Annotated in this window: 25 protein-coding genes; 3 read left to right on the top strand and 22 right to left on the bottom strand. The window is 65.5% G+C overall.

The window, feature by feature from the left end; all coding sequences use genetic code 11:
- Nucleotides 1-39: 39 nt before the first annotated feature.
- The 20 genes from LO55_RS13510 to LO55_RS13420 form a co-directional block, all read right to left on the bottom strand.
- A complete protein-coding gene (locus tag LO55_RS13510; RefSeq protein WP_071361850.1) occupies nt 40-756 on the bottom strand; it encodes a tetratricopeptide repeat protein in 717 nt (238 codons plus the stop codon).
- Between the two features lie 120 nt (nt 757-876).
- Nucleotides 877-2,118, bottom strand: a complete 1,242-nt coding sequence (locus LO55_RS13505) for a cystathionine gamma-synthase family protein (protein ID WP_071361849.1) — start codon at nt 2,116-2,118, stop codon at nt 877-879.
- Between the two features lie 3 nt (nt 2,119-2,121).
- Nucleotides 2,122-3,645: an amidophosphoribosyltransferase gene (gene purF / locus LO55_RS13500; protein WP_005666063.1), complete on the bottom strand. Its 1,524-nt coding sequence runs from the start codon at nt 3,643-3,645 to the stop codon at nt 2,122-2,124.
- A gap of 64 nt (nt 3,646-3,709) precedes the next feature.
- Nucleotides 3,710-4,198, bottom strand: coding sequence for a CvpA family protein (locus LO55_RS13495; RefSeq protein WP_005666062.1), 489 nt, complete (start codon nt 4,196-4,198; stop codon nt 3,710-3,712).
- A 14-nt stretch (nt 4,199-4,212) separates the two neighbouring features.
- Nucleotides 4,213-5,190: an SPOR domain-containing protein gene (locus LO55_RS13490; protein WP_071361848.1), complete on the bottom strand. Its 978-nt coding sequence runs from the start codon at nt 5,188-5,190 to the stop codon at nt 4,213-4,215.
- 27 nt (nt 5,191-5,217) lie between these two features.
- On the bottom strand, nt 5,218-6,516 hold the full coding sequence (gene folC / locus LO55_RS13485) for a bifunctional tetrahydrofolate synthase/dihydrofolate synthase (protein WP_071361847.1): 1,299 nt from the start codon (nt 6,514-6,516) through the stop codon (nt 5,218-5,220).
- 79 nt (nt 6,517-6,595) lie between these two features.
- Nucleotides 6,596-7,468 (bottom strand): acetyl-CoA carboxylase, carboxyltransferase subunit beta, encoded by an 873-nt coding sequence (gene accD / locus LO55_RS13480; RefSeq protein WP_071361846.1) that lies wholly within the window; start codon nt 7,466-7,468, stop codon nt 6,596-6,598.
- A 326-nt stretch (nt 7,469-7,794) separates the two neighbouring features.
- Nucleotides 7,795-8,067, bottom strand: coding sequence for a hypothetical protein (locus tag LO55_RS13475; protein ID WP_143054518.1), 273 nt, complete (start codon nt 8,065-8,067; stop codon nt 7,795-7,797).
- A gap of 279 nt (nt 8,068-8,346) precedes the next feature.
- The gene (gene trpA, locus LO55_RS13470; RefSeq protein WP_071361844.1) at nt 8,347-9,147 is read right to left on the bottom strand and encodes a tryptophan synthase subunit alpha; all 801 of its coding nucleotides are present in this window, start codon (nt 9,145-9,147) and stop codon (nt 8,347-8,349) included.
- A gap of 77 nt (nt 9,148-9,224) precedes the next feature.
- On the bottom strand, nt 9,225-10,481 hold the full coding sequence (trpB, locus tag LO55_RS13465; RefSeq protein ID WP_005662684.1) for a tryptophan synthase subunit beta: 1,257 nt from the start codon (nt 10,479-10,481) through the stop codon (nt 9,225-9,227).
- Nucleotides 10,447-11,157: a phosphoribosylanthranilate isomerase gene (locus tag LO55_RS13460; RefSeq protein WP_071361843.1), complete on the bottom strand. Its 711-nt coding sequence runs from the start codon at nt 11,155-11,157 to the stop codon at nt 10,447-10,449. Before LO55_RS13460 ends, trpB begins: the two co-directional genes overlap by 35 nt.
- A gap of 20 nt (nt 11,158-11,177) precedes the next feature.
- Complete coding sequence (truA, locus tag LO55_RS13455; RefSeq protein WP_071361842.1) at nt 11,178-11,978, bottom strand: tRNA pseudouridine(38-40) synthase TruA; 801 nt, start codon at nt 11,976-11,978, stop codon at nt 11,178-11,180.
- Nucleotides 11,975-15,031: a motility hub landmark protein FimV gene (locus tag LO55_RS13450; protein ID WP_229410140.1), complete on the bottom strand. Its 3,057-nt coding sequence runs from the start codon at nt 15,029-15,031 to the stop codon at nt 11,975-11,977. Before LO55_RS13450 ends, truA begins: the two co-directional genes overlap by 4 nt.
- A 222-nt stretch (nt 15,032-15,253) precedes the next feature.
- Complete coding sequence (asd, locus tag LO55_RS13445; protein WP_083415592.1) at nt 15,254-16,381, bottom strand: aspartate-semialdehyde dehydrogenase; 1,128 nt, start codon at nt 16,379-16,381, stop codon at nt 15,254-15,256.
- A gap of 26 nt (nt 16,382-16,407) precedes the next feature.
- The gene (gene leuB, locus LO55_RS13440) at nt 16,408-17,478 is read right to left on the bottom strand and encodes a 3-isopropylmalate dehydrogenase (RefSeq protein ID WP_071361839.1); all 1,071 of its coding nucleotides are present in this window, start codon (nt 17,476-17,478) and stop codon (nt 16,408-16,410) included.
- A 14-nt stretch (nt 17,479-17,492) separates the two neighbouring features.
- Nucleotides 17,493-18,140: a 3-isopropylmalate dehydratase small subunit gene (leuD, locus tag LO55_RS13435; RefSeq protein ID WP_071361838.1), complete on the bottom strand. Its 648-nt coding sequence runs from the start codon at nt 18,138-18,140 to the stop codon at nt 17,493-17,495.
- Between the two features lie 66 nt (nt 18,141-18,206).
- Nucleotides 18,207-18,329, bottom strand: a complete 123-nt coding sequence (locus tag LO55_RS25870; RefSeq protein WP_005662697.1) for an entericidin A/B family lipoprotein — start codon at nt 18,327-18,329, stop codon at nt 18,207-18,209.
- A 43-nt stretch (nt 18,330-18,372) separates the two neighbouring features.
- Nucleotides 18,373-19,773 (bottom strand): 3-isopropylmalate dehydratase large subunit, encoded by a 1,401-nt coding sequence (gene leuC, locus LO55_RS13430; protein ID WP_071361837.1) that lies wholly within the window; start codon nt 19,771-19,773, stop codon nt 18,373-18,375.
- A gap of 248 nt (nt 19,774-20,021) precedes the next feature.
- Nucleotides 20,022-21,941, bottom strand: coding sequence for a chemotaxis protein CheA (locus LO55_RS13425; RefSeq protein WP_071361836.1), 1,920 nt, complete (start codon nt 21,939-21,941; stop codon nt 20,022-20,024).
- Nucleotides 21,941-22,807 (bottom strand): protein phosphatase CheZ, encoded by an 867-nt coding sequence (locus LO55_RS13420; RefSeq protein WP_071361835.1) that lies wholly within the window; start codon nt 22,805-22,807, stop codon nt 21,941-21,943. Before LO55_RS13420 ends, LO55_RS13425 begins: the two co-directional genes overlap by 1 nt.
- Nucleotides 22,808-23,185: 378 nt before the next feature.
- Between LO55_RS13420 and LO55_RS13415 the strand changes: the two genes are divergently transcribed.
- The 3 genes from LO55_RS13415 (at nt 23,186) to LO55_RS13405 (ending at nt 25,604) form a co-directional block, all read left to right on the top strand.
- The gene (locus LO55_RS13415) at nt 23,186-23,653 is read left to right on the top strand and encodes a universal stress protein (RefSeq protein ID WP_071361834.1); all 468 of its coding nucleotides are present in this window, start codon (nt 23,186-23,188) and stop codon (nt 23,651-23,653) included.
- Nucleotides 23,654-23,743: 90 nt separating this feature from the next.
- Complete coding sequence (locus tag LO55_RS13410; protein ID WP_005662702.1) at nt 23,744-24,388, top strand: response regulator; 645 nt, start codon at nt 23,744-23,746, stop codon at nt 24,386-24,388.
- A 421-nt stretch (nt 24,389-24,809) separates the two neighbouring features.
- On the top strand, nt 24,810-25,604 hold the full coding sequence (locus LO55_RS13405) for a Crp/Fnr family transcriptional regulator (protein WP_071361833.1): 795 nt from the start codon (nt 24,810-24,812) through the stop codon (nt 25,602-25,604).
- Between the two features lie 65 nt (nt 25,605-25,669).
- Here the strand turns inward: LO55_RS13405 and LO55_RS26685 are convergent, their stop codons facing one another.
- The gene (locus tag LO55_RS26685; protein ID WP_177185523.1) at nt 25,670-25,816 is read right to left on the bottom strand and encodes a hypothetical protein; all 147 of its coding nucleotides are present in this window, start codon (nt 25,814-25,816) and stop codon (nt 25,670-25,672) included.
- Entirely contained in the window at nt 25,789-26,421 is a 633-nt protein-coding gene (locus LO55_RS13400) for a hypothetical protein (RefSeq protein WP_071361832.1), read from the bottom strand. The genes LO55_RS26685 and LO55_RS13400 overlap by 28 nt, the downstream gene beginning before the upstream one ends.
- Nucleotides 26,422-26,449: the final 28 nt, after the last annotated feature.

The following is a 26,449-nucleotide window of genomic DNA, read 5'->3' as shown; positions in this document are numbered from 1 at the left end:
ACCTCTTGAGTACGCCGGCCTGCGGGCCGGCATTCACTATTATTGCTTGGCCTTGTTGACCACCGCATTGTGCTGGTCCACGAAGGCCTCGGTCGCGCTGCGCCATGCGGCGAAATCGGCCAATACCATCTTCGAATTGACCTTCGCTCCCTCGGCGATGTTCTGGCGCACCGCCTCCAGATAGGCGGTCGAGGCCTCGGTTTCCTGCTTGTTCATCAGCTTGGCGATGTCGGGCGGGATGCGCTTGGTCAGCGGCGACTGCGCGTTCAGGTTGGTCACCATCTTGTTGTAGCAATCCTGCCAGCCGGTCACGGCGTTGTTCACGCGCTCGATCTCTTCATTGATCTTCGATACCGCCGGGATGCGCGGCGACGGGCAGCGGTACTCGCCCGACTGCAGGTCGGCGCCATCGTAGCCCTTGATCCAGTAGTCGATCTCGGCGCGGCGAAGGACGCGCTGCTGCATGATCACGAGCGAGTCGGCGGCGATCTTGTTGCCCTTGGCGGCCGACTTTTCGAACCACTCCTTCGCCTTGGCCTCGTCGACCGCGCCGGCTTCGCCATACCAGTACATCTGGCCCAGCTGCTGCTGGGCCTGTGGATTGCCGGCATTGGCCAGCTTGGTGTACAGCGTGAGCGCGCCCGCATAGTCCTTCTTCTCGAACAGGGCGTTGGCATCCTCGAGTTCGCCGGCGAAGGCGGCGCCACCGCTTGCGAAGGACACCGCGAGGAACAGGCAGGACAGGATTCGTTTCATGGGCATACCGTAAGGCTGGGCTGGTAAAAGTCCATGATAGCCGTGTTTTACGGCTGGGCTCAACCGCAAAAATGACGAGGCCGGCATTTGCCGGCCCGATCAGGACAGTTTTACCTGGCTTTACGCATCCAGCGCCTGGCGGAAGTCGCCGACCAGGTCGGCGGTGTCCTCGATGCCCACCGACACCCGGATCAAGCCTTCCGCGATGCCCATGCTGGCGCGCCGCTCGGGGCCCATCTCGAAGAAGATCGTGTGCGCCACCGGAATCACCAGGGTGCGGTTGTCGCCCAGGTTCGAGGCCGGGATCGCCAACTTGAGGCGATTCAGGTAGTCGAACGGGTCGATCTCGTCCTTGAGCTCGAAGCTCAAGAGCGAGCCGCCGGAGCGAAACAGGGTCTCGACGATCGCGTGCTGCGGGTGCGAGGCCAGGCCCGGATAATGCACGGCGGCGACCCGGTCATCGGCTTCGAGCATCGTCGCCAGCGCCAGCGCATTGGCGCAGGTGCGCTCCATGCGCAGGGCCAGCGTCTCGGCGCCGACCGCGATGTGGTGCGCCGCTTCCGGCCCCAGCGCGGCGCCGAAGTCGCGCAGCGCCTTGGCCCGCAGCTGGGCCATGCCTTGCGCGCTTTGTGCCTGCTTGCGGAAGTTCTGGGCGATGTTCGGATACGCGGCCCAGTCGAACAGGCCGGTGTCGGTCAGCGCGCCGCCCAGCGCGATGCCGTGGCCGCCGATCGACTTGGTCAGCGAATTGACCACCAGCCCGGCATGCACGTCCCTGGGACGGAACAGCCAGGGCGTGGTCATCGTGTTATCGACCACGTACAGGATGCCGCGCGCGCGGCACAGTTCGCCGATGCGGGCCAGGTCCGCCACCTGCGTGCGCGGATTGGCGATGGTCTCGACGAACACCATACGGGTGTTCGGTTGCAGCGCCGCTTCCACCCGGGCCACGTCGGTGGCGTCGACGAAAGCGACGTCGACGCCCTGCCCCGCCACCGTCTGCCACAGGCTGTTGGTGTTCCCGAACAGGAAGCTCGACGAGACGATGTGGTCGCCGGCTTTCAGGAGCGCCTGGAACAGCGCGCCGATCGCCGCCATGCCGGTGCCGAAGCACAGGGTGGCGACGCCGTCTTCCATCCTGCTGATCTTGTCTTCCAGGGCCGACACCGTCGGGTTGCCCTGGCGGCCGTAGCGAAAGCCCGGCTCCTTGCCCTGGAATACCGATGCCAGCTGGCGCGCGTCGGCATAGCCGAAGGCGACCGAGGTGTGCACCGGCTTGTGCAGCGAACCCTGCTCGATCGTCTTGCGGCGATCGTTGTGCAGGATGGTGGTCGTGAAACCGTAGTGCTTGTTATCCGACATGGCTTACTCGGCCGCCACCGGCGGGTTCAGGTTGAGCTGGGTGCGCACCTTGTCCTCGGCGTCCTTCGACTTCGGATTGTGACGCGCCGATTCCTGGCGGTCCAGGTATTCGGGGGTCACGTCGCCGGTGACGTAGACGCCGTCGAAGCACGAGGCCTCGAAGTTCTTCAGCGCCGGATTGACGTCCGAGATCGCACGCTTCAATGCGTCGACGTCCTGGTACACCACGCGGTCAGCCGTGATCTCGCGGCACACTTCCTCGACCGTGCGGCCATGGGCGATCAGCTCGTCGCGGGTCGGCATGTCGATGCCGTACACGTTCGGGTACAGCACCGGCGGCGCGGCCGAGGCGAAGAACACCTTGCGGGCGCCGGCTTCGCGCGCCATCTGCACGATCTCGCGGCTGGTGGTGCCGCGCACGATCGAGTCGTCGACCAGCAGCACGTTCTTGTCCTTGAACTCCGAGCTGATGGCGTTCAGTTTCTGGCGCACCGACTTCTTGCGCATGCCCTGGCCCGGCATGATGAAGGTGCGGCCGATGTAGCGGTTCTTGATGAAGCCTTCGCGGTATTCGACGCCGAGTTTCAGCGCCAGCTGGATCGCGGCCGGGCGCGAGGAATCGGGGATCGGCATCACGACGTCGATCTCGTCGACCGGGATCTCCTTGCTGACCTTGTCGGCCAGGTATTCGCCCATGCGCAGGCGGGTGGCGTAGACCGAGGCGCCGTCGATCACGGAATCGGGACGCGCCAGGTAGACGAATTCGAAGGCGCACGGATTGAGCGACGGGTTCTCGGCGCACTGGCGCTCGTGCAGCTGGTTGTTTTCGTCGATGAAGACCGCCTCGCCCGGCGCGATGTCGCGCACGAAGCGGAAGCCCAGGCCTTCCAGGGCCACCGATTCGCTGGCCACCAGGTACTCATTGCCCTGCTCGGTCTCGTTGACGCCCAGGCACAGCGGGCGGATGCCGAACGGATCGCGGAAGGCCAGCATGCCGTGGCCCGAGATCTGGGCCACCACGGCGTAGGCGCCGCGCACGCGGCGGTGCACCGCGGCGACCGCCTTGAACACGGCGTCGGCGTCGAGCGTATAGCCGTCGGCCGCTTCCTGCATCTCGTGGGCCAGCACGTTGAGCAGCACTTCGGAGTCGGAATCGGTGTTGATGTGGCGGCGGTCGTTGCGGAACAGCTCGTCCTTCAGCTGGGCCTGGTTGGTCAGGTTGCCGTTGTGGGCCAGCGTGATGCCGAACGGCGCGTTGACGTAGAACGGCTGCGCTTCTTCCTCGCTCGACGAGCCGGCGGTCGGGTAGCGGCAGTGGCCGATGCCGCTATTGCCCGACAGCGAACGCATATTGCGGGTGCGGAACACGTCCCGGACCAGGCCATTGGCCTTGAACATCGAGAACATGCTGCTGTGATTGGTCGCAATGCCCGCCGCATCCTGGCCGCGGTGCTGCAGCAGCAGCAATGCGTCATACAGCAACTGGTTGACGGGAGAGTGAGAGACGACGCCGACGATGCCACACATGGTGTGCTCCTAAAAGCTTGAGTGCTTGATTACAGAAAAAAGTTCTACGACTGAGGAATGCTGGTCAAAAATTCACGTGCTGCGCCATGGCAGCGGGCAGGAAGGGCTTGACGGTACGGGCGCCGGTCTCGGCGATCGGCGACAACAGGGCCTCTTGCCAGAATGCCTGCTTCGGAATGTCCGTCATCCCACACAATATGACGCCGGCCAGCACGATTACAACGCCGCGCGCCAATCCAAACAATCCCCCGAGGCCGCGGTCCGCCAGCGAGAGCCCGGTGGCTTCCACCAGGGCGCCGATCGCCAGCGACAGCAGGCCCATCAGGATACGCACGCCCAGGAACAGCGCGATGAAGGCCACGATCAGGCGCGCCGTGTCGCCGGGAATCACTTCCGGCAGCAGCGGCGCGAGCCCGGCGCCGTAGGCATTGGCCACCACGAAGGCGACGATCCAGCCCAGCAGCGACAGGATTTCCTTGACCAGGCCGCGCAGGGTGCTGATGACAACGGAGGCGATCAGCACGAACAGCACCAGGTAATCGAAAATCGTCACGCTTCAGAGCAAGATCAGAGCGGCACCATGGTGCCGGACAGGCCGATGCCGCCCAGCTTGGCGCGCACTTTCTCGGCTTCTTCCTTGCTGAACGGACCGATCCGCACACGGATCAGTTCGCCCGACTTCTGGGTGAACGACGCGATACCGGCGCCGCGCAGGCGCTCCTGCAATTCCGTGACCTTTTCCTGGCTGGCCAGGGCGGCGACCTGCACCACGAAGCGCGGCGCCGGGCCTTGCGCCTTCTGCGGCTCGGCCGGCTTGCCTTCGAGGATGGCCATGGCGCGCGCGGCGTCGTCCTTCGGCGCGGGCTTGGCGACCTGCTCGGCCTTCGGGTGCGTCTCGGCCGGTTTCTTCGCGGGCTCGGGTTTCTTCTCGGGCGCCGGTTCCCGCTTGGGTTCCGGCTTCGGCTCAGGCTTCACCGGCTCGGGCTTCGGTTCGGCCTTGGGCTTGACCGGTTCCGGCTTTGGCTCCGGCTTTGGCTCCGGTTTCGGCGGCTCGGCCTGTTCCAGCATGCGCATCGGCGGCGGATCGTTGGCCGCCGGGGCCGTCACGCGTGCCTCGGTTGCGGGGACACCGGCCGCAGGGCCGGTGGCCGCAGGCGCCGGCTCGATGATCTCTTCGTCGCTGTCGACGCTGGCCATCGGCGCCACCTGCTCGGACGGCACCGGCAGCGGCGCTGCCTTGTCCTTGTCCGGGATGTGGATGGCGATGTCGGTGGCCAGCGGCTTGGGCTCGGAATCGAGCAGCATCGGCAGCGCGACGACGGCCGCCAGGACCAGCGCGATGGCGCCGACGAGGCGGCGGCGGGCGCGCTTCTTTTCGGGCAGGATCGGGTCGCCGCGGCTGGTGCGGCGGCCCGCCTCGCCCGCGGAGCTTGCACGCTTGGAGCGGGCGCGCTCGGTATAAGCGGCATCGTCGTCCTTGACGAAGTGCCCGCTGTCCCGGACAGTTTCTTGCTTGTTTTTATTGCCGAACGAGAACAAGCCCATGTGGTTCAGGTAATAGGGTGAAGGAGGTCAGTGAAGACTCGATTTACGCGCCGCCATGACGCCTGCAACCGTGTAGAAAGAGCCAAAGACCACAATTCTATCATTCTCCCCTGCCCGGCTCAGCGCATTCGCATAGGCCTCGGCTGGCGTTGCGAAACTGCTCACAGAAAAATCGTCATCCTTGGCGCCGGCCGGCTTCAGTTCGCGCAGCTTGTCGGCCAGCGCTTCCGGCTCGGCCGAGCGCGGCGAATCGAGCCCGGTTACGCACCAGTGATCGATCAAGCCGGCCATCGGCGCGATCACGGCGTCGATGTCCTTGTCTTCCATGATGCCGAACACGGCGTACGTGAAGCGGTGGAAGCCCATATTGCCCAGGTTCTGGGCCAGGGTGGCGGCGGCGTGGGGATTGTGGGCGACGTCCAGCACCTGGGTCGGGCGGCCCGGCAGCACCTGGAACCGGCCCGGCAGTTCGACCAGGGCCAGGCCGGCGCGGGTTTCCTGAGCGCCGCACGGCAGCTGCATGCGCAGCGCCTCGAGCGCGGCCAGCGCGGCCGAAGCGTTGAGCAGCTGGTTGGCGCCGCGCAGGGCCGGATAGGCCAGCGAGTTGCGGCGCTGGCCGCGGCCGCCATAGCTCCACTGCTGCTGGTCGCCCTGGTAGTTGAAGTCGCGGCCGAGCAGCCACAGGTCGGCGCCGATCTGTTCGGCATGCTCGATCAGCGATTGCGGCGGCACCGGGTCGCTGCAGATGGCCGGCTTGCCAGGACGGAAGATACCGGCCTTCTCGAAGCCGATCTGCTCGCGCGTATCGCCCAGGTAGGCCGTGTGGTCGATGTCGATGCTGGTGACGATGGAAACGTCGGCGTCGATGACGTTGACCGCGTCCAGGCGTCCGCCCAGGCCGACTTCGAGGATGGCGACGTCGACGCCGCTCTTCGAGATCAGGTGGGCGATGGCCAGGGTGGTGAATTCGAAATACGTCAGGTCGGTGCCGGCGCGGGCGGCTTCGACCGCGTTGAAGGCATCGACCAGCGCTTCACTTGATGCCATCTCGCCGTTGATGCGGGCGCGCTCGTTGAAGTCGAGGAAGTGCGGCTTGATGTAGAGGCCGACGCGGTAGCCGGACTGCAGCAGCACCGATTCGAGCATCGCGCAGGTGGAACCCTTGCCATTGGTGCCGGCGACCATGATCACCGGGCAATCGAAGGCCAGCTGCAAGCGCTCCTTGACGGCGCGCACGCGGTCCAGGCCCATGTCGATATGGGTTTCGGCATGGCGCGACTCGAGCAGGGCCAGCCAATCGGGCAAGGTGGTGGGAAGTGGGGACATGGTGAATACGATCGATGTGCTCGGCGGCCCTGCGCGGGCGCACAAGCTGAAAGGGCGACCGAAGTCGCCCTTGTGTCTATCAGGCCAGGACTTCGGTCGCCTGGTTTTGCAGCAGGGCCAGCAGGCGCGCGATTTCTTCGCGCATCTTGCGGCGGTCGACGATCATGTCGACGGCGCCCTTGGTGACCAGGAACTCGGCGCGCTGGAAACCTTCTGGCAATTTCTCGCGCACGGTGTTCTCGATCACGCGCGGGCCGGCGAAGCCGATCAGGGCCTTCGGTTCGGCGATGACGACGTCGCCCATGAAGGCGAACGAGGCCGAGACGCCGCCCATGGTCGGGTCGGTCAGCACGCTAATGAACGGCAGCTTCTTTTCGGACAGCTTGGTCAGCATGGCGGTGGTCTTGGCCATCTGCATCAGCGACAGCAGGCCTTCCTGCATGCGGGCGCCGCCGGTGGCGGTGATGCAGATGAACGGCACTTTCTGCTCGAGCGCCACTTGCGCGCCGCGCACGAAACGCTCGCCGACGACGGAACCCATCGAGCCGCCCATGAATTCGAATTCGAAGCAGGCGACGACGACCGGCAGGCTCATGATCGAACCGCCCTGCACGATCAGCGCATCGGTTTCGCCGGTGGCGTCCATGGCCGCCTTCAGGCGATCCGGATATTTCTTGCTGTCTTTGAACTTCAGCGTATCGACCGGCAGGGTCTCCTGGCCGATATCGTAGCGGCCGCCTTCATCGAGCAAGGCGTCGAGGCGGTCGCGGGCGCGGATGCGCATATGGTGGTCGCACTTCGGGCACACGTGCAGATTGGACTCGATGTCCGCACGGTACAGCACCGACTCGCACGACGGGCACTTGACCCAGAGGCCTTCCGGCATGGTCTTGCGGTTAGCGGCATCGGAGCGCTGGATCCGAGGGGGCAGCAGCTTTTCCAACCAACTCATGTTCTCTCCTTTGCGGCAAATCTTTCAGGTGGCGGTAGTGTAGCCGCTCAAGCCCGGCTTGTCGAATCGTAGCAAGCTGCCAATTGCCTGTTTGACATCCCCACCTTCCCGCCCGCAAAGCAGGGTCAGAGTCGAATTGTTTGACAACTTTCGGAGTTGCCCGATAAATCGACTCTGACCCTCGTCGTTCTTTTTTTAATACAAATTCCTTTCACTCATATTAGGGACAGAGTCACGCGCTACTAGAAGGCAATCAATAGCCCAACAATGAGGGTCAGAGTCGAATTATTGGCCAATATTTCTGTAGCAGTGTGTCGATTACCGATTCAAGAGGTAATTTCCGCCGTGGTGTATTCGAAACCACCAATCCGATCGGCCACGAGGTTATAGATCCACGCACTTAACAGCCCAGCCAGGTAGCTGACGAATGCGTAGACGAAAGGAAGCAGGATCAGGCCGCCGATGCCGATGCTCGCCTTCCCCGTTGCCATCGCCAGCAGCAGGACAATGGCAACGATGGGCAGCGAAATGACGAAATAAATCCCGGCAATCATCTTGGCGCATTGGGCGACGCCGACGCGTTTGATGCGAATGTCCACTGAGTCCTCCCGAAATTGAAAATGGAAGACACAATTTACTTGAGGCAACTTCTAAAAGAATAGCGCAGGAGCAAACCTGAACTTGCGGGAAGACAATTAATGACGGATGAGGATGGGGTGCATGCACAGACCAACGAAAAGTTGTCAAACAATTCGACTCTGACCCTCATTGTTGGGTAATGTCTGCTACGAAACCTCAAGGAGGGTCAGTGTCGAATTCAATGACAATATTGAGCCGAGAAATTGCTCAATAATTCGACTCTGACCCTCATTATCGGCTTAGCGAGCGTCGAGGGCGGTGCGGATGCCGGAGGTGAAGCTGCGGACGGCCTCCACGGCCTCGCTTGCCGGGTGCGCTTCGATTTCCTGGATGATGCGGCTGCCGATCACGACCGCGTCCGCCACCTGCGCCACCGCCTTCGCGGTCGCGCCGTCGCGGATGCCGAAGCCGACGCCGATCGGCAGTTTCACGTGTTCGCGGATGGCGCTCACGCGGCGCGCCACGTCGGCGGTGTCGATCGCGCCGGAACCCGTTACGCCCTTGAGCGAGACGTAATAACTGAAACCGCCGCCGTATTGGGCCACCTGCTTCACGCGCTCGGTGGTCGAGGTCGGCGCCAGCAGGAAGATCAGGTCGAGGCCGTTGTCGCGCATGGCGGCGGCAAAGTCCGCGCATTCTTCGGGCGGGTAGTCGACGACGATGGCGCCGTCCGCGCCCGCTTCTTTCGCGCAGCGGATGAATTCAGACTGGCCGATGCGCTCGATCGGGTTGGCATAGCCCATCAGGACGACGGGCGTGGTGGCGTTGGTCTGGCGGAACTCGCGCACGAAGGCGAACACGTCCTTCAGGCCGACATTGAACTTGAGCGCGCGCTCGCAGGCGCGCTGGATCACCGGGCCCTCGGCCATCGGGTCCGAGAACGGCACGCCCAGTTCCAGGACGTCGGCGCCGCCCGCCACCAGGGCGTGCATCAGCGGCACGGTCAGTTCGGGGCCGGGGTCGCCGGCGGTGATGAAGGTCACCAGGGCGGTCTTGTTCTGCGCCTTGAGTGCGGTAAAAGTGGATGCGATGCGGGACATGCTGTTCTTCCTTTGTAAAAGTCACGGAGGGTGCGGGGCTCCGGCCGCGTGCGGCCGGAACAGGACGGAACTGGATCTCAGCTGAAATCCATTCCCATCCGCTGCGCCACCGTGTGCATGTCCTTGTCGCCGCGGCCCGACAGGTTGACCAGGATGATCTTGTCCTTCGGCAGGGTCGCCGCCAGCTTCACGCCGTAGGCGATCGCATGCGACGATTCCAGCGCCGGAATGATGCCCTCGATGCGGCAGCAGTCGTGGAAGGTCTGCAGCGCCTCTTCATCGGTGATCGACACGTATTGCGCGCGCGCCGAATCCTTCAGCCAGGCGTGTTCCGGACCGACGCCCGGATAATCCAGGCCGGCCGACACCGAATGCGTCTCGATGATCTGGCCGTTCTCGTCCTGCAGCAGATACGTGCGGTTGCCGTGCAACACGCCCGGCAGGCCGGCCGTCAGCGAAGCCGCGTGCTTGCCCGAACCGAGCCCCTCGCCCGCCGCCTCGACGCCCACCAGCTGCACGCCCGGCTCGCCGATATACGGGTAAAAGATGCCCATCGCGTTGGAGCCGCCGCCGATGCAGGCGACCACGTAATCAGGCTGGCGCCCCGCCATGGCCGGCATCTGCACGCGGCATTCCTCGCCGATCACCGACTGGAAGTCGCGCACCATCATCGGATACGGGTGCGGGCCCGCCACCGTGCCGATGATGTAGAAGGTGTTTTCGATATTCGTGACCCAGTCGCGCATCGCCTCGTTGAGCGCGTCTTTCAGGGTCTTGGAGCCCGATTCCACCGGCACCACGGTCGCGCCCAAGAGCTTCATGCGGTACACGTTCTGCGCCTGGCGCTTGACGTCTTCCGCGCCCATGTACACCACGCACTCCAGGCCGAAGCGCGCGCAGATGGTGGCGGTGGCCACCCCGTGCTGGCCGGCGCCGGTTTCGGCGATGATGCGCTGCTTGCCCATGCGCCGCGCCAGCAGGGCCTGGCCGATCACATTATTGATCTTGTGCGCGCCCGTGTGGTTCAGGTCTTCGCGCTTGAAATAGACCTGGGCGCCGCCGGCCAGCTCGGACCAGCGCCGCGCGTGGTACACCGGCGACGGACGGCCGACGAAGTGGGCCAGCTCGTAGCGGAATTCCTCGAGAAACTCGGGATCCTGCGCATACTTCGCATAGGCCTCGTTCAGCTCGGCCAGCGCGTGCGACAGGGTTTCGGCGACGAAGCTGCCGCCATAGGGACCGAAGTGCCCGACCGCATCGGGCAGGGCGTAATCCGGGGTCTTGAACAGGGGCGCAGCGTTAAGCTGGGCCGTGATGGTGTCTTTGGTGGTCATGGTGCGACTCGCTATCGATGGTGGCATCGGCTGCCCGCACCGCCGCGACGAAGGCGGCGATCTTGCGGGCGTCCTTGATCCCCTTCGCTTCCTCGACACCACTGCTGATGTCGACGGCGAAGGGACGAACACGTTCGGTCGCCTCAAGGACGTTGTGTACGCTCAACCCACCACTCAAAACGACCCGAGGCGCGAGCTCTTTTGGAATAAGAGACCAATCGAAGACCTTTCCTGCGCCGCCGTAGGCATCCACCCAGGTGTCGAGCAGGAGGCCCGAGAACCACGGACTGGCGGCGCGGTATGCAGTTTCGCATTCTAGCAAAGCCGCGGGCGGCGTGTCAGGCTTGATGCGGTAGGCGCGCACGAAAGGCCGCCCGACCGCGGCCGCGATGGCCGCGCACTCCTCGACCGTTTCGTCGCCGTGGAACTGGATCAGGCCCAGCGGCATCGCATCGGCCACCGCGCGCACCTCGTCCAGGGTCGGGTTCACGAACAGCGCGACGCCGCTCACGAACGGCGGCAGGGTCGCGCACAGCTCGGCCGCGCGCGCCGGCGTGATGTAGCGCGGGCTTTTCGGATAGAACACGAAGCCGAGCGCGTCGGCGCCCTGCTCGACCGCCGCGCGCAGGTCTTGCTCGCGGGTGATGCCGCAAATCTTGATACGGGTACGTCGCATGGCTATTCCTGGAAAATCGATCACAGCCACGGCAGGGGCGTGGCGTCCTCCTGCGGCAGCTTCCACTTCGGATCGTACTCGATCTTCGCGAAATACAGGCCGTCCGGCATGAAGGTCGGCGCGGCGGCGTCGCGCGAACGGGCTTCGAGCACCTCGCGCATCCACGCCGGCTCGTTGCGGCCGGTCCCGATATAGATCAGCGAGCCGACGATATTGCGCACCATATGATGCAGGAAGGCGCTGGCGCGCAGGGTGAACACGATGATGTCGCCATGGCGCGCGATGCTCACCTCGTGCATGTCCTTCACCGGCGTGTTCGCCTGGCAACCGCTGGCGCGGAAGCTCGAGAAATCGTGGGTGCCGATCAGGTGCCGCGCGCCTTCGCGCATGCGCTCGACGTCGAGCGGACGGAACACCCACCCTGCCCGCCTGGCCAGCAGCGCCGACGGATTCGGATGGTTGTAGAGCACGTAGTGATAGGTGCGCGAGCGGGCCGAGAAGCGGGCGTGGAAATCCTGCCCCTGCGCGTCGGGCTCCACCACGGCGGCCCAGCGCACCACGATCGACTCGGGCAAGAAGGCATTCACGCCGCGCACCCACGACTGGGCCGGGCGCGCCAGGTCGGTGTCGAAATGGACGACCTGCTCGATGGCGTGCACGCCGGCGTCGGTGCGGCCGGCGCAGGTGGTGTGCAGCGGGACGCAGGCGAACTTCTCCAGCGCGATCTCGAGACGGTCCTGGACGGTGTTTCGTTCCGGCTGTTTCTGGTAGCCGTTCCAACCGGTGCCGATGTACTGGACACCCAAAGCGATACGGGTCACGCCAGCAGTTCCCTCATCGCGCTGGCCTTGCCGACCTGTTCGGGATTGCCGCCCTTGATGACTTCGTCCAGCAGCTCGCGCGCGCCTTCCTTGTCGCCGATCTCCTGATAGGCGATGGCGAGATCGAGCTTGGTTTCCATCTCCATGTGCTCGGGCGACATCTGGCCCGGTTCGGATTCCAGCGCGCCCAGATCGGTCGCCGCGGTCGCCGCGGGCTGCGCGGTGGCGGGTTCAGGCGGCAGGTCGAGGTCGAAGTCGGCCAGGTCGAACGATGGCGCGGCCCTGTCGCCGGCCGGCGCCGAAGGGGGAGCCGAAGCAGGTTCGAAGGCATCGCGCGCCGACACTTCCTGCGGCGCCGGCACTGGCGCCGGGGTCTCGGGCAGGTCGAACATGTCGAACGGATCGTCGACGCGCGCACCGAAGTCCTTCGGCTCGGCGCCGCCTTCCGCGCGTGCTTCGCCCGGCGTGCCGAAGTCCATGCTGTCCAGGTCGAATAACGGATCTTCCGATGCGCTGGCCGCGGCGGCAGGACGCGCAGGCGTCTCGTCGAACGCCGGCGTAACCGGCGTGGTTGGCGCGGAAAAGTCCATGGCATCGAGGTCGTGCAGCGGATCGGCCTGCGCCACGGTCGGCTGCGGAGTGCTGCCCGGCAGCGGCGGCAAGCCCTCGAAGTCCTTGGCCAGGCCGGCCATGTCGACCGGGGTCGCCTGCACCTGCGACTGCGGCGACAGGTCGAGCGTGAAGTCGTCGTCCTCGTCGACCGTGGCCGCGGCAGCCGCTGGCTGGAAGGTCGCCGCGGCGCCGAAGTCCATGTCGAAATCGAGGTCGTTCGCATCCGCCGTGCTCTTGACCTGCTCTGGCGCGCTGCCTGGCGGCGCGAACGGCGCCATGTCGAATTCCAGGTCCGGCACGGCGGTCGCATCCGGGTCAGGACGGCTGGCCGCCGGCGGCGCCGTGTCGGCATTCGTCACCGGCTCGAACGTCAGGCCGCCGAGGTCGAAGTCGAGCGTGTTGTCGTCGTTGCGGGTTTCGGTGCGTGCCTCCGGGGCCGGCTCGGCCTGCGGCGCGGCCGTGCGGTCCTCGTCGTCCTTGGCCAGGGCCACGGCGGCAGCGCCGGCCGCAGCGCCGGCAGCCACGCCGGCCGCGGCGCCCGCGCCCACCGACGGGCCGCCACGGAAGGCGTCCTCGAACTGCTGCGACAGGATCGCCTGCTGGTTGCGTTCCTGCGGCGACGGCGTCGGGCTCGAGGCCGGGGCGGCGTTCGCATACAGCGGATTGGTCGGGTCCAGGCTCAGGCCCAGCGCCGCGGCCTGGGCCCATTCGTCGCCCTGGCCGCCGGTGAAGGCATGCAGCTCGCGCGCCTGGGCTTCGAAGGCGCGCAGGTCCTTGCGGGTGGCGTAGATCTCGAGCAGCTTGAGGCGCACCGGATGGCGTTCCGGATGGACGCGCAGCGCCTCTTTCAGGATTTCCTCGGCCTGGGCGTCGCGGCCATAGGCGATGTAGACGTCCGCTTCGGCGACCGGATCGACCTCGTTGGTGTCGAGCTGGCTGGCCGATGGCGCGAAGCTGGAATTGAACACGCTGTTGTTCGTGTCCACGCTCTGGCCGCCGGTTTCGGCGAACAGCGAGTGGGCGCTGGCGCCGGGCACGCCCAGCACCGACGGTTCGGCCGGCGGGGGCTTGACCGCTTGCGCGTTGCGCTTGCGGCGCTGGGAGATGCCGAGCGCGGCCAGCAGCAGCACCAGCGCGCCGGCGCCGATGTAGAGCATATTGTCCAGGATGGTGTCGACCAGGCTTTTTTCCGGCGGCGGGGCCGGCTTTGCCGGACGCGGGCGCGGCGCGGGCTTGGCCGCCGGCTTCTCGGCGGCGGCCGTCGCAGCAGCGGCAGCAGCGGCGGCCTGCTCGGCTTCGGCGCCTGAGCGGCTCGGCACCGTCATCAGGTTTTCGAGTTCGTTGACGTTGCGTTCGAGTTCCTTCACGCGCGCCTCGGCCTGCGCCAGTTCGCGCTCCTTGGCCACCGTGTCCTCGACGCTGGCGGTGCCGTCGTCCGGCGCGCCGGCCGCGCCGGGCGTGGCCTTGGACAGCTGCAGCTTGTCCTGCGCCTCGCTGACGGCGGTCGGCTGCTGCTCGACGCGGGCGGTGACGCGGCCGCTGGCGCTCTGGCCGCCCTGCGGCGTGGCGCTCGGCGCGCTGCTGGCCACCTGGCCGGCCAGCTTGTTGCGGTAGGCGTCGAAGTCGGCCGCATGGGCCACGACCACGCCGCGCGCCTCGCCCTGGCTGGCGCCGCCGCGCACCGAATCAGCGTCCGGGATGCTCAGGATCTGGCCCGACTTCAGGCGGTTCATATTGTTGCCGATGAAGGCGTCGGGATTGGCGCGGTACAGCGCGACCAGCATCATGTCGAGCGAGATGTCGGCCGGCTTGACGTCGAGCGCGATGCCGCTGAGCGTGTCGCCGCGGCGCACGCGGTAGCTGTCCTGCGCGGCGCGCGCCTGGGCTTCGCGCGCCTGGCGTTCGGCGCCGCGGCGGGCGGCGGCGATGCGCGCTTCTTCAGCAGGCGCCGCCGCCGCTGGCGCGGCAGGCGTGGACGATGCGCGCGGCGCGGCGGGCCGGCTCTGCGGCGCCGCCGCCACCTGGGCCGGCTGGGTCGTGCGCAGCTCGGCCGGGTCGAGCAGGAAGGTGTATTCGCGCACCAGGCGGCCGTTATTCCAGGTCAGCTCCAGCAGCATGTCGACGAAAGGCTCGTTGAGCGGCTGGGTAGAGCTGACCCGGATCACCTGGCGTCCGCCGCGCTCTTCGACCGCGAAGCGCAGCGACAGCAGGGCCGGGTTGAATTCGATGTTCGCGGCGCGGAAGGCTTCGGGCGAAGCCAGCTTGACCGCCATGCTTGCCGGGTCTTCGCCGGCGCCGGCCGTCAGCTCGATCTCGGCGCGCAGCGGCTGGCCAAGCGCCGACAGCACCGTCAATTTCCCCAGCCCGGCTGCGTTGGCGGCGGAAGTCAGGAACACTGCACTGGCGACGGCGGCGGTGATCGATTTCAGCGCGGTTGCCACGAGCGGAGATTGGTGCGAAGAATGCATAGTTAGCAGCGGAATGAGTTGGCCGAGGGAAAGGCGGTTTCCCGGAGTCTCAACATAACATCATGCTCTGGAGCACGCAAGGTCTCGACGCACCCGGACGACCGGAGTATGCGCCTTCTGTAAAACAAATGCCCCGCTAGCGGGGCATTCGATACTCGGATTGCATGTCAGTTGCCATCAAGGCAACAGGCAGGATTATCGCTCGAGCACGATGCGCAGCATGCGGCGCAGCGGTTCGGCGGCGCCCCACAGCAGCTGGTCGCCGACCGTGAAGGCCGACAGGTAGTCGTCGCCCATCGACATCTTGCGCAGGCGGCCGACCGGGATGCCCAGGCCGCCGGTGACGGCCGCCGGCGACAAGTCGCGCATCGACGCTTCGCGGGTGTTCGGCACCACCTTCACCCACCCGTTGTGCTGCGCGATGATGTCGTTGATCTCGTCCAGCGGCACATCCTTGGTGAGCTTGATGGTCAGCGCCTGCGAGTGGCAGCGCATCGCGCCGATGCGCACGCACAGGCCGTCGACTGGAATCGCCTTGGTGTCGAAGCCCGCGCCGCGGCCCAGGATCTTGTTGGTCTCGGCGCCCGCCTTCCACTCTTCTTTCGACTGGCCGTTGCCCAGGTCCTTGTCGATCCACGGGATCAGGTTGCCGGCCAGCGGCACGCCGAACTGCTTCGTCTCGTCGGCCGAGAGACCATGCTGGGTCGCCAGCACGGTGCGGTCGATCTCGAGGATGGCCGAGGCCGGATCGTCGAGCAGCGACTTCACCGAATTGTTGATGGTGCCGAACTGGGTCAGCAGTTCGCGCATGTGCTGGGCGCCGCCGCCCGATGCCGCCTGGTAGGTCATGGAGGTCATCCACTCGACCAGGCCCTGCTCGAACAGGCCGCCCAGGCCGATCAGCATGCACGACACGGTGCAGTTGCCGCCGATGTAGTTTTTCACGCCTTTCGCCAGCGCGGCGTCGATCACGCTGCGGTTGACCGGATCCAGCACGATGACGGCGTCATCGTTCATGCGCAAGGTCGACGCGGCGTCGATCCAGTAGCCGTTCCAGCCGGCCGCGCGCAGTTGCGGGAACACCTCGCTCGTATAGTCGCCACCCTGGCAGGAGATGATGATCTCGCATTTCGACAGTTCGGTAATGTCGGTCGCGCTTTTCAGGGTAGTTTCGTTTTTCGCCATCTTCGGCGCGGCGCCGCCCGGATTCGAGGTGGTGAAGAACACCGGCTCGATGTGGTCGAAATCGCCTTCCTCTTGCATGCGCTGCATGAGGACCGAGCCGACCATGCCGCGCCAACCTACCAGACCAACTAATTTCATCATCTTCTTTCAGGGTTAACTAAACGTTATGCGAGCGCCGCGACCACCGCGTTGCCCATCTCTTCGGTGCCCACTTTCGTGGAACCTGCTTCGAAAATATCCGGCGTACGCAGCCCTTGCGCCAGCACGCGCTTGACGGCGTTCTCGATGCGGTCCGCCTGGTCGAGCAGGCCGAGCGAGAAGCGCAGCATCATCGCCGCCGACAGGATCGTCGCCAATGGATTGGCCACGCCCTGCCCCGCGATGTCGGGCGCCGAGCCGTGCGACGGTTCGTACAGGCCCTTGTTGTTGTCGTCGAGCGAGGCCGACGGCAGCATGCCGATCGAGCCGGTGAGCATCGCGGCGGCATCCGACAGGATATCGCCGAACATATTACCAGTAACGATGACATCGAACTTTTTCGGCGCGCGAACGAGCTGCATGGCCGCGTTATCGACATACATGTGTTCGAGCGCGACGTCCTGGTATTCCTGGTGGACCTCGGTGACGATGTCGCGCCAGAACTGGAAGGTTTCCAGCACATTGGCCTTGTCGACGCTGGTCACGCGCTTGTCGCGCTTGCGGGCGGCCTGGAAGGCGACGTGGGCGATGCGGCGGATCTCGCCTTCGGCGTAGCGCATGGTGTCGAAGCCTTCGCGCTGGCCCTTGAATGGACCGTCCGGGCACTCGCGCACGCCGCGCGGCTTGCCGAAATAAATGTCGCCCGTCAGTTCGCGGATGATCAGGATGTCGAGGCCAGAGACGACTTCGGGCTTCAGCGTCGAGGCGCCGGCCAGTTCCGGATACAGGATCGCCGGACGCAGGTTGGCGAACAGGTTCAACTCGCGGCGCAGGCCGAGGATGGCCTGCTCCGGACGCAGCGCGCGCTCGAGCGTGTCGTACTTGTAGTCGCCGACGGCGCCGAACAGCACCGCATCGGCCTGTTTCGCCAGCTTCAACGTGCCTTCCGGCAGCGGATGGCCGTGGGCCGCATAGCCGGCGCCGCCGACTTCCGCGCTTTCCATCTCGAACGATTCGCCGAGGGCGTTCAATACCTTCACTGCTTGCGCGGTGATCTCCGGGCCGATGCCGTCACCCGGCAGGATCGCGATTTTCATTCAGCTGCTTTCTATCAGATGGTGTTGGCGAGCCACGGCTGGGCCGCGACGTGGCGTTGCTCGAAGGCGCGGATCTCGTCGGCATGGCGCAGGGTCAGGCCGATGTCGTCCAGGCCGTTGAGCAGGCAGTACTTGCGGAACTCGTCGATGGAAAACGCGAACGACAGGCTGCCGTCCTGGGTGCCGATACGCTGCTGCTCCAGGTCGATCACGAGCTGGAAACCTTCATTGCTTTCCACCGCCTGGAACAGCGCCTCGACTTCTTCTTCGGAGAGCGCGATCGGCAGCAGGCCGATCTTGAAACAGTTGTTGAAGAAGATGTCGGCGAAGCTCGGCGCGACCACGGCGCGGAAACCATACTGCTGCAGCGCCCACGGCGCGTGCTCGCGCGAGGAACCGCAGCCGAAGTTCTTGCGCGCCAGGAGGATCGAGGCGCCGGCGTAGCGCGGCTGGTTCAGCACGAAGTCCGGGTTGACCGGACGCGTGCTGCAATCCTGGCCTGGCTCGCCGTGGTCCAGGTAGCGCCACTCGTCGAACAGGTTCGGGCCGAAGCCGGTGCGGCGGATCGATTTCAGGAACTGCTTCGGGATGATGGCGTCGGTATCGACATTGGCGCGGTCGAGCGGCGCCACCAGGCCCTGGTGTACGGTGAATTTGTCCATTTAACGTCATCCCCGCGCAGGCGGGGACCCAAGGTTTATCCCCGCGCAAGCGGGGATCTCAGTTATTTATTTACCACCAGCGCTGGTGACGACCTGGCCCACTTTCGACACGTCGCGGCCAATGCCCGAGATGGTGTTGCAGCCGGCCAGCAGAACAGTGATGAGGGACAGTGCGAGTGCTTTTTTCATGATCTTCCTGTTACTTGATATACGGTCGTGTCCGGTTAACGCATCAGAGCGCGCGCACGTCGACAAAGCGGCCGGCGATGCCCGCCGCCGCCGCCATCGCCGGCGACACCAGGTGGGTGCGTCCGCCCTGGCCCTGGCGGCCTTCGAAGTTGCGGTTCGAGGTCGAGGCGCAGCGCTCGCCCGGCTCCAGGCGGTCGGCGTTCATCGCCAGGCACATCGAGCAGCCCGGCTCGCGCCATTCGAAGCCGGCATCGACGAAGATGCGGTCCAGCCCTTCGCGCTCGGCCTGTTCCTTGACCAGGCCCGAACCCGGCACCACCATGGCCAGCTTGACGTTCGGCGCGCGGTGCCGGCCGCGCACCACCTCGGCGGCGGCGCGCAGGTCTTCGATGCGCGAATTGGTGCACGAGCCGATGAATACCTTGTCGATCGCGATGGCGTCGATCGGGGTGTTCGGCGCCAGGTCCATATAGGCCAGCGCCTTTTCGATGGCGCCGCGGCGCACTGGGTCGGGCTCACTTTGTGGATCGGGCACGCGGCCGTCGATCGCGGTGACCATCTCGGGCGAGGTGCCCCAGGTGACCTGCGGCTGGATGTCCTTGGCGTCGAGTTCGACCACGGTGTCGAACACCGCGCCCTCGTCCGTGTGCAGGGTGCGCCAGTAGGCCACGGCCTGGCTCCACTGCTCGCCCTTGGGCGAGAATGGACGATCCTTGACGTAGGCGATCGTGGTGTCGTCGACCGCCACCATGCCGGCGCGCGCGCCCGCTTCGATCGCCATATTACAGACCGTCATGCGGCCTTCCATCGACAGCGCGCGGATGGTCGAGCCGCCGAATTCGATGGCGTAGCCGGTGCCGCCGGCGGTGCCGATCCTGCCGATCACGGCCAGCACGATGTCCTTGGCGGTCACGCCGGCGTTCAGCGCGCCCTCGACCTTGACCAGCATCGACTTCGATTTCTTGGCCAGCAGGGTCTGCGTGGCCAGCACGTGCTCGACTTCGGAAGTGCCGATGCCGTGCGCCAGGCAGCCGAAGGCGCCGTGGGTCGAGGTGTGCGAGTCGCCGCAGACGACGGTCATGCCCGGCAGGGTCGCGCCCTGCTCGGGCCCGATCACGTGCACGATGCCCTGGCGCTTGTCGTTCATATCGAAATAGGTCAGGCCGAACGCTTTGGTGTTGGCGTCGAGCGTCTCGACCTGCAGGCGCGAGGTCGGGTCCGCGATGCCTTGCGCGCGGTCGGTGGTCGGCACGTTGTGGTCGGCCACGGCCAGGTTCGCGGACACGCGCCATAGTCCACGGCCAGCTTCGCGCAGGCCGTCGAAGGCTTGCGGGCTGGTGACTTCGTGCACCAGGTGGCGGTCGATATAGAGGACTGTGGTGCCATCGGCGTCGGCACGCACGACATGGGAATCCCAGAGTTTGTCGTAGAGCGTTTTTTGCATGGTCGATCCAGTGTTGCGGTGAAGTGAAGCGCGGCCCGCCATCGTGCGACAGGCGGGACGGTTTTCGATTATGCCATAGTTGTGCAGTGCCGCACCAAGGCGGGGCGGCGCCAGTTTATGCCAACGACCTTACCACGCAGCAAATAATATTTGCAAGGGGTTTGCTGGATGCAAATAAAAAAAGCCTGTGTCGAGGACACAGGCTTTTGTCTGCGCTTTTGGCGCGGATCGCGATATTGCGAATTACCTCAGGCTGCGAGCCTGACGCTGCTCCTGCAGCCATCCATCAGGAACGACAAGCCAACGACCAGCACCAGCTCGCCCTCGGCCGAGCGCGCGGTGCCGGTGATGCCTTCGACCGTCAGCGCGGTCATCGGCTTGATCACCAGGTCGGCGGTGCCGTCCACCGCTTCCATCGCGAGGATGTAAGGCTGCGGCGCGTTGATGACGATGCCGACCTTCTCGGAAGCGGCCTCGTAGCCGAGCGCCAGCGCCAGCGAACGCACCGGCAGCGGGCGGCCCTGGTCCTTCAGCACCGGGGCGCCGCCGACGCAGGCGAAATCGTCCGGCAGCTCGACCACGCGCTCGACGACGGCCATCGGCAGCGCCAGTTGCGCGCCCGAGGTCGACACCAGCATGGTCGGCACGATCGACAGCTCGATCGGCAGGCGGATCGCGAAGCGCGTGCCCTTGCCCAGCGAGGATTCGATACGGATGGCGCCGCGGTTCTTCTCGACCGCGGTCTTGACCACGTCCATGCCCACGCCGCGGCCCGACACCGAGGAAGCCACTTCCTTGGTCGAGAAGCCCGGCAGGAACACGAGCTGGTAGGCGTCTTCGTCGCTCTGGGCGCCGTTCTCGCCGATCAGGCCCTTGTCGACCGCCTTCTTGCGCAGCTTGACCGGATCCATGCCCTTGCCGTCGTCCTGCAGCACGATCATGACGCTGTTGGCCTCTTGCCAGGCTTTCAGCAGGATGAAGGCCTTGGCCGGCTTGCCGGCGGCGACGCGTTCCTCGGGCGATTCGACGCCGTGGTCGAGCGCGTTACGCAGCATGTGCACCAGCGGATCGTACAGGCTGTCCACCACCACGCGGTCGACTTCGGTCTCGGCGCCTTCGATGGTCAGTTCGACGTCCTTGCCCAGGTCTTTCGCCAGCTCGCGCACGAGGCGCGGGAATTTCTGGAACAGGCGGCCCACCGGCTGCATGCGGGTCGCCAGCGTGGCGCGCTGCAGCTCGGCCGAGTAGCGCGAGGCGCGCTCCAGCGTTTCGGTGAGCGTGGCGATCAGCACGGCAGCCTGGCCTTCGAACTTGAACTGCTGCAGGCGTTCCAGCAGCACGGCGGCCTGGTTAGCGGCCTGCACCGACTCGCCTGCCACTTCGAGCAGCGCGTCGAGCTTGACCGCGTCGATACGGATGCTTTCGTCCTTGGCCGGCGCGGCGGCGGCGGGCTTGGTGTCGGTGCGGCGCTCGACGCCGTCCCAATTCTTGGCGGGCGCTGCAGCAACAGGGGCGGCAACCGGGGCGGCGACGGCAACCGCGGCAGCAGCGGGGGCAACAGCCGGGGCGGCAGCGGGGACAGCGGGAGCAGCCGCGGATGCGGCGCTCGCGTCGATCGCGTTCGCGGCCGGGACCACGGCGTTGTACATGCTGGTCCAGTCCAGGCCATCCTCGCCGGAGGCAGCGGGCGCAACCGGGGTGGCCGGGGCAACCTCGGCCGCCACCGCGACGACCGGCGCCGGCGCAGCCGCGGGCGCCGGCGCGGCAGCCGCCGGGGCGCTGTCCTTGCCTTCGATCGCATCCATCAGGATGCGTTCGAGGTCGCCCGGCATCTGCGCCAGGCCTTCCGGCGGCGTGCCGTTGTTCAGGTCGCCCAGCTGGTCGGCCACGAAGCCCGACGCCTGCAGCGCCGCCTCGACCGCGAGCGGCGTCACCGGCGCGGCGCCGGTGCGCAGCGCGTCGAACAGGTTCTCGGTCAGGTGGCAGGCCGCGACCAGCGCGGGCAGGCCCATGAAGCCGGCGCCGCCCTTGATCGTGTGGAACGAGCGGAACACCGCGTTCAGCGTTTCCTTGTTATCGGGGTCGCGTTCGAGGCGCAGCAGGTGCTCTTCTACGTTTACCGCCAGATCCATCGCCTCGACGACGAAATCCTTCAGCATATCGTCCATTAGAATCCCAGATCGGCAAGAAGATCGTCAACACTATCCTGGTTCAGCGCCGCTTCGGGCACCGACGGGCCTTGCATCAGCGGCGCGGGAGCCGCTGGCTGTTCCTTCTTGGCCAGCTTTTCCTTGATGTCCGGAGGCGCATTGTCGCGCAGCAGCTGGGCCAGCTCGCTCTCGACGGTCTGCGTGATCTTGACCACTTTCTTGATCAGCTGGCCGGTGATGTCCTGGAAGTCCTGGGCCATCATGATCTCGAGCAGGCGCGCCCGTTCGGCTTCGGTCGCTTCGTTGACCAGCGCGGCGAACTGGCGCGAATCGCCGGCCAGGGCCTTGAATTCGTCCAGGCTCAGCTTGCCCTCGAACAGGTCGGCCCAGCGGGTCTCCATGTCCTTGGCCTGCTTTTGCAGCTGGTCTTGCGCGGGCATGCCCTCGTCCAGGGTGTTGAGCACCTTGTTGGCGGCCTGTTCGGTCAGCGTGGCGACGTATTCCAGGCGGTCCTGGGCGTCGACGATCTGCGACGACGCCTCGGTCAGCGCCTTGTCGTAGCCCAGCTCGCGCAGCGAGTCGTGCAGCAGGCGAACGATGCCGCCCAGGCGTTCGAACATGCCGTGTTCCTGGCCATCCTCGGCATGGGTGCCGGTGGCTGGCGCGGCGGCCGGCGCCACGGTGGCGACCGCGGCAGTGGCGGCCACGGCGGCGACAGCCGGCGCGGCGGTGGCGGACACCTGGTCGAACAAGGATTCCAGGTCGTCCTCGTCATTGCTGGCCGCGGCGGGGGCCGGCTCGGCCGCAGGACCGGGCGGTGCGCTGGTGCGCTGCGCCGCCACTTCCTCGAATAGTGCGTCGAAATCGTCAGCGGCGTCGGTCATAATCCCTGCTTCTCCATAATGTATAAATGTGCAATCAGCTCTGCAATCCGGGGGTTCTGCTGCATCCACCGGGCCGGTTCGGCCGTAAAAAGTGCGGTGGAGTAATTGAAGCGAGTGTAGCAGTGTGGTTGCCGTAGGTAAATCTCAGAGAAGACAATGCAACAAAATGGACAGGGAAACTTAATTCCGCGACAATTAAAACCGGGTGTTCCTGATGCTTTTCATAAGCATGGTGTTGTATTTTGTAATCGTAGGTCGGTTTTCCCGTCGCAGCGCAGCAGTGTTTGTTCATTTGATAGACCTCAACTGTTTGCGTCTCAGAAATCGCCATCCTGCACTGAGTCGTCAGAATGGGCGTGGCAAGGAGGAGGAAACATCATGTACCGAAAGATCCTGATCACCACCGACGGTTCGGCCGTGTCGCAGCACACCGCCTGCGCCGGCGTCAAATTCGCGCAGCAGATGGGCGCCGAGGTGCTGGCGCTGTTCGTCGCTCCCGAGTACCAGTACCCCGTCTACGTCGAGATCATCCCGCCCTCCTACCCCAGCGAAGAGGATTACATCGCCCAGATGCGGCGCATGGGCGAGGAATACATGGGCAAGATCACGCGCTCCTGCGCCGGCGCCAATCTCCGGTACCAATGCATGACGGCGTTTTCCGATTCGGCGGCGCTCAAGATCGTCGACGTCGCCGAGCAGGAAGGCTGCGACCTGATCTTCATGGGCTCGCACGGCCGCAGCGGCTGGAACCAGCTGCTGCTGGGCAGCGTCACCAACAAGGTGTTGTCGCATACGACCAAGCCGGTGCTGGTGCACCGCCTGATCGCCGAGCCGGCGGCTTCCTGACCCCGCCGTCCGCGCGCTCTTGTATTTACAGCTACAATAGTTTTTTTGCTGATCAGGGTAGGAAACCGCTTCAGGCTCGAGGAATCGATAATGGTAAGAATCGTCATCGCCGATGACCACACGATCATGCGCGAAGGCCTCAAGCGCATCCTGGACGGCGCCGAGGAAGTCGACATCGTGGGCGAAGCCACCAATGGCTTCGAAGTCTTGTCGCTGGTACGCCAGGGCGGTTTCGACCTGCTGCTGCTCGACCTGTCCATGCCCGGCCGCAGCGGCGTCGACCTGATCCGGCAGGTGCGCAGCGAAGCGCCCAAGTTGGCCATCCTGATCCTGACCATGCACGAAGAAGAGCAGTACGCGGTGCGCGCGATCCGGGCCGGCGCCCAGGGCTATCTCACCAAGGAAAGCGCCGGCACGCAGCTGGTGGGGGCGATCCGCAAGGTCGCCTCGGGACGGCCCTACATCAGTACCGAAGTGGCCGAACAGCTGGCGCTGAACATCATGGCGCCAAGCGAACAGTTGTTGCACAAGCAGTTGTCGGACCGCGAATTCGAGGTATTCTCGCTGCTGGTCAGCGGCAAGTCGATCACCGAGATCGCCAATGGCCTGCACCTGTCGGTGAAAACCGTCAGCACCCACAAGACCCGCATCATGCAGAAAATGGGCATGAGTTCGCTGTCCGAAATGGTGCAATATGCCGTCGCACACCGCCTGTTGTCGCCACTGAAGGCGTGACTCGCTGATTTCCTTTGACCGCCGCGCGTGGTTTTCGTGCGGCGCGCGCCTCTTTTCGCAGGCTGGCGCCGGCACCCGGACACACCCCATCTGTTTCTGTTGTGCCACCTTCCGTCATTCGGGCGGCGTTCCTGGTAGTAGGAGTATTCCTACAACCACACCATCTGTCCTACCTACATATTCAGGCAACGCTGATATTCGTGCCGGACTCGTGTTGGCATACTGAATTCAGCGTTTCGACTTGCTTGCGATCCAAGTCACGGCGTCAGCCATATAAAACCATGGCATGGCAGACGCGCTTTCCGCACGCTGCCGTGCCGCCGGGGTCGCGTGAAACCTGAGTTCCTTACCGGAGATGAGCATGCAGTCCCAGCCACCGTCAGATCAACGCAACGTTACCCAGCCTACCCTGCATTCCCCGATGGAAGCCGGACGCCAGCGCCAGGGTCGCCTCTGGTCCAACCTGAAAGAAGTGTGCGACCTGCTCCGTATTCCAGCCAGCGTCTCGGTGAGCTCCGAAGAATTACTGTTCCAGCACGTGCAGTTCAAGACGGGCCAGCGCGCGCACACGATCGGCCAGGCCTTCGACACCCTGTACATCGTCAATTCCGGCTTCCTCAAGACGGTGCTGATCGACGAATTCGGCAACGAACAGGTGCTGAGCTTCCCCATGAAGGGCGATATGCTCGGCGTCGACGGCATCCATACGCGCCACTACGCCTCCGAGGCCGTGGCGCTGTCCGACTGCGACCTGATCCTGCTGCCGTTCAAGAAACTGACCGCACTGGGTCGCGTCCACAGCGAACTCGAGAACATGATGTACGGCGTGATGAGCCGCGAACTGGTGCGCGAGCAGACCATGATCGGCATGCTCGGCGCCCTGTCGGCCGAGGCGCGCGTGGCCCGCTTCCTGGTCTCGCTGGCCGACCGCTTCGCCGCGATGGGTTATTCCAGCAAGCTGTTCAACCTGCGCATGACGCGCCACGAGATCGGCAGCTACCTCGGCCTCACGCTCGAGACCGTCAGCCGCACCTTGTCGGCCTTCAACGAAATCGGCCTGATCACCGTCGACCAGCGCACCATCGGCATCAAGGATGCCGAATCGCTCAAGACGCTGCGCCGCCTGCCGCCCTCGCGTTCGCGCACCAAGGGCAGCACCAAGCAGAAGGCCGAGCTCGACCAGCCTGGTGACGACCAGGTGCTGGCCACCGTCTGACTATCCCTCATCAAGCCAGCGACGATGCCCGCCCGCCCAGGCGGGCGTTTTCATTGACGCCTGCCTTACTCCTTGTCGAGCGACAGCACCCCGTCATTGATACGCACCCGGTCGCCCTTGCGGTAGCCCGGGTTGTTGTCGTATTCGATCGCCTGCGTCGCTTCCGTCGTGTCGAAGCGAACGGTTACCCGGTAACGCTGGGCGGCCTGCACGTCGCTGGCCAGTGGCCGCGCTCCCCCGGTTGCTTCACGTACGATCTCGACCTTCTCGACGACCGCGCAACTGGTGCAGTAGCGCGCCACGCGCGGACGCTCGGTCGTGCGCGGCGGCGGCGGCGCGGCGCCCGGGCCGCGCTGGCGACGCCGGCCTCCTTCGAGGCCAGTTGCCGCGCGGGATCTTGCGCCTGCGCGGAGGCCGCCGCGCCGCTCACCAGGCCGTCGCGCAGCACGGTGGTGGCGACCTGGCTGCCCAGCCGCATTTCGGCGGTCACCGGGCTGTTCGGCTGAAAGCGGTCGTGGTTGCCGATCACATAGCTGCCGCTGTACTGGCCGGGATCGGTTTCCTGCATCTGGACGCCGCGGGTGGCGCCGTCGATGGTCACGTTCACCGATGCGTTCCGGGTGCCGTAGACATGGAAGTGCAAGGCGGCGCCCTGCTCCAGGCGCGCGACCTTCTCGACGTGGAAGCCTTCGATGGCGGGCGTCACGGTGCGGCCGGGCGGCGCGGTCTGCGCCAGGGCCGTGCTGCTCGTCGCCAGCAGCATGCCGGCCGGCGCCAGGGCAGCCACCAGCGAACACATCAGGATGCGTTTTTTCATGGCAATCTCCTTCGGTTGGCAGACGGCA

The sequence above is a fragment of the Massilia timonae genome (assembly GCF_001866515.1).
GTDB lineage: Bacteria > Pseudomonadota > Gammaproteobacteria > Burkholderiales > Burkholderiaceae_D > Telluria > Telluria timonae.
The sequence above is the reverse complement of the archived record's forward strand: the minus strand, read 5'-3'. Positions and strand labels throughout refer to the sequence as shown.

Bases quoted from the DNA above. Each gene is read 5' to 3' on its own strand.
- LO55_RS13510 (WP_071361850.1), bottom strand. From the start codon at position 756: ATGAAACGAATCCTGTCCTGCCTGTTCCTCGCGGTGTCCTTCGCAAGC.
- LO55_RS13505 (WP_071361849.1), bottom strand. From the start codon at position 2,118: ATGTCGGATAACAAGCACTACGGTTTCACGACCACCATCCTGCACAAC.
- purF (WP_005666063.1), bottom strand. From the start codon at position 3,645: ATGTGTGGCATCGTCGGCGTCGTCTCTCACTCTCCCGTCAACCAGTTG.
- LO55_RS13490 (WP_071361848.1), bottom strand. From the start codon at position 5,190: ATGGGCTTGTTCTCGTTCGGCAATAAAAACAAGCAAGAAACTGTCCGG.
- folC (WP_071361847.1), bottom strand. From the start codon at position 6,516: ATGTCCCCACTTCCCACCACCTTGCCCGATTGGCTGGCCCTGCTCGAG.
- accD (WP_071361846.1), bottom strand. From the start codon at position 7,468: ATGAGTTGGTTGGAAAAGCTGCTGCCCCCTCGGATCCAGCGCTCCGAT.
- trpA (WP_071361844.1), bottom strand. From the start codon at position 9,147: ATGTCCCGCATCGCATCCACTTTTACCGCACTCAAGGCGCAGAACAAG.
- trpB (WP_005662684.1), bottom strand. From the start codon at position 10,481: ATGACCACCAAAGACACCATCACGGCCCAGCTTAACGCTGCGCCCCTG.
- LO55_RS13460 (WP_071361843.1), bottom strand. From the start codon at position 11,157: ATGCGACGTACCCGTATCAAGATTTGCGGCATCACCCGCGAGCAAGAC.
- asd (WP_083415592.1), bottom strand. From the start codon at position 16,381: ATGAAATTAGTTGGTCTGGTAGGTTGGCGCGGCATGGTCGGCTCGGTC.
- leuB (WP_071361839.1), bottom strand. From the start codon at position 17,478: ATGAAAATCGCGATCCTGCCGGGTGACGGCATCGGCCCGGAGATCACC.
- leuD (WP_071361838.1), bottom strand. From the start codon at position 18,140: ATGGACAAATTCACCGTACACCAGGGCCTGGTGGCGCCGCTCGACCGC.
- LO55_RS25870 (WP_005662697.1), bottom strand. From the start codon at position 18,329: ATGAAAAAAGCACTCGCACTGTCCCTCATCACTGTTCTGCTGGCCGGC.
- leuC (WP_071361837.1), bottom strand. From the start codon at position 19,773: ATGCAAAAAACGCTCTACGACAAACTCTGGGATTCCCATGTCGTGCGT.
- LO55_RS13425 (WP_071361836.1), bottom strand. From the start codon at position 21,941: ATGGACGATATGCTGAAGGATTTCGTCGTCGAGGCGATGGATCTGGCG.
- LO55_RS13420 (WP_071361835.1), bottom strand. From the start codon at position 22,807: ATGACCGACGCCGCTGACGATTTCGACGCACTATTCGAGGAAGTGGCG.
- LO55_RS13415 (WP_071361834.1), top strand. From the start codon at position 23,186: ATGTACCGAAAGATCCTGATCACCACCGACGGTTCGGCCGTGTCGCAG.
- LO55_RS13410 (WP_005662702.1), top strand. From the start codon at position 23,744: ATGGTAAGAATCGTCATCGCCGATGACCACACGATCATGCGCGAAGGC.
- LO55_RS13405 (WP_071361833.1), top strand. From the start codon at position 24,810: ATGGAAGCCGGACGCCAGCGCCAGGGTCGCCTCTGGTCCAACCTGAAA.
- LO55_RS13400 (WP_071361832.1), bottom strand. From the start codon at position 26,421: ATGAAAAAACGCATCCTGATGTGTTCGCTGGTGGCTGCCCTGGCGCCG.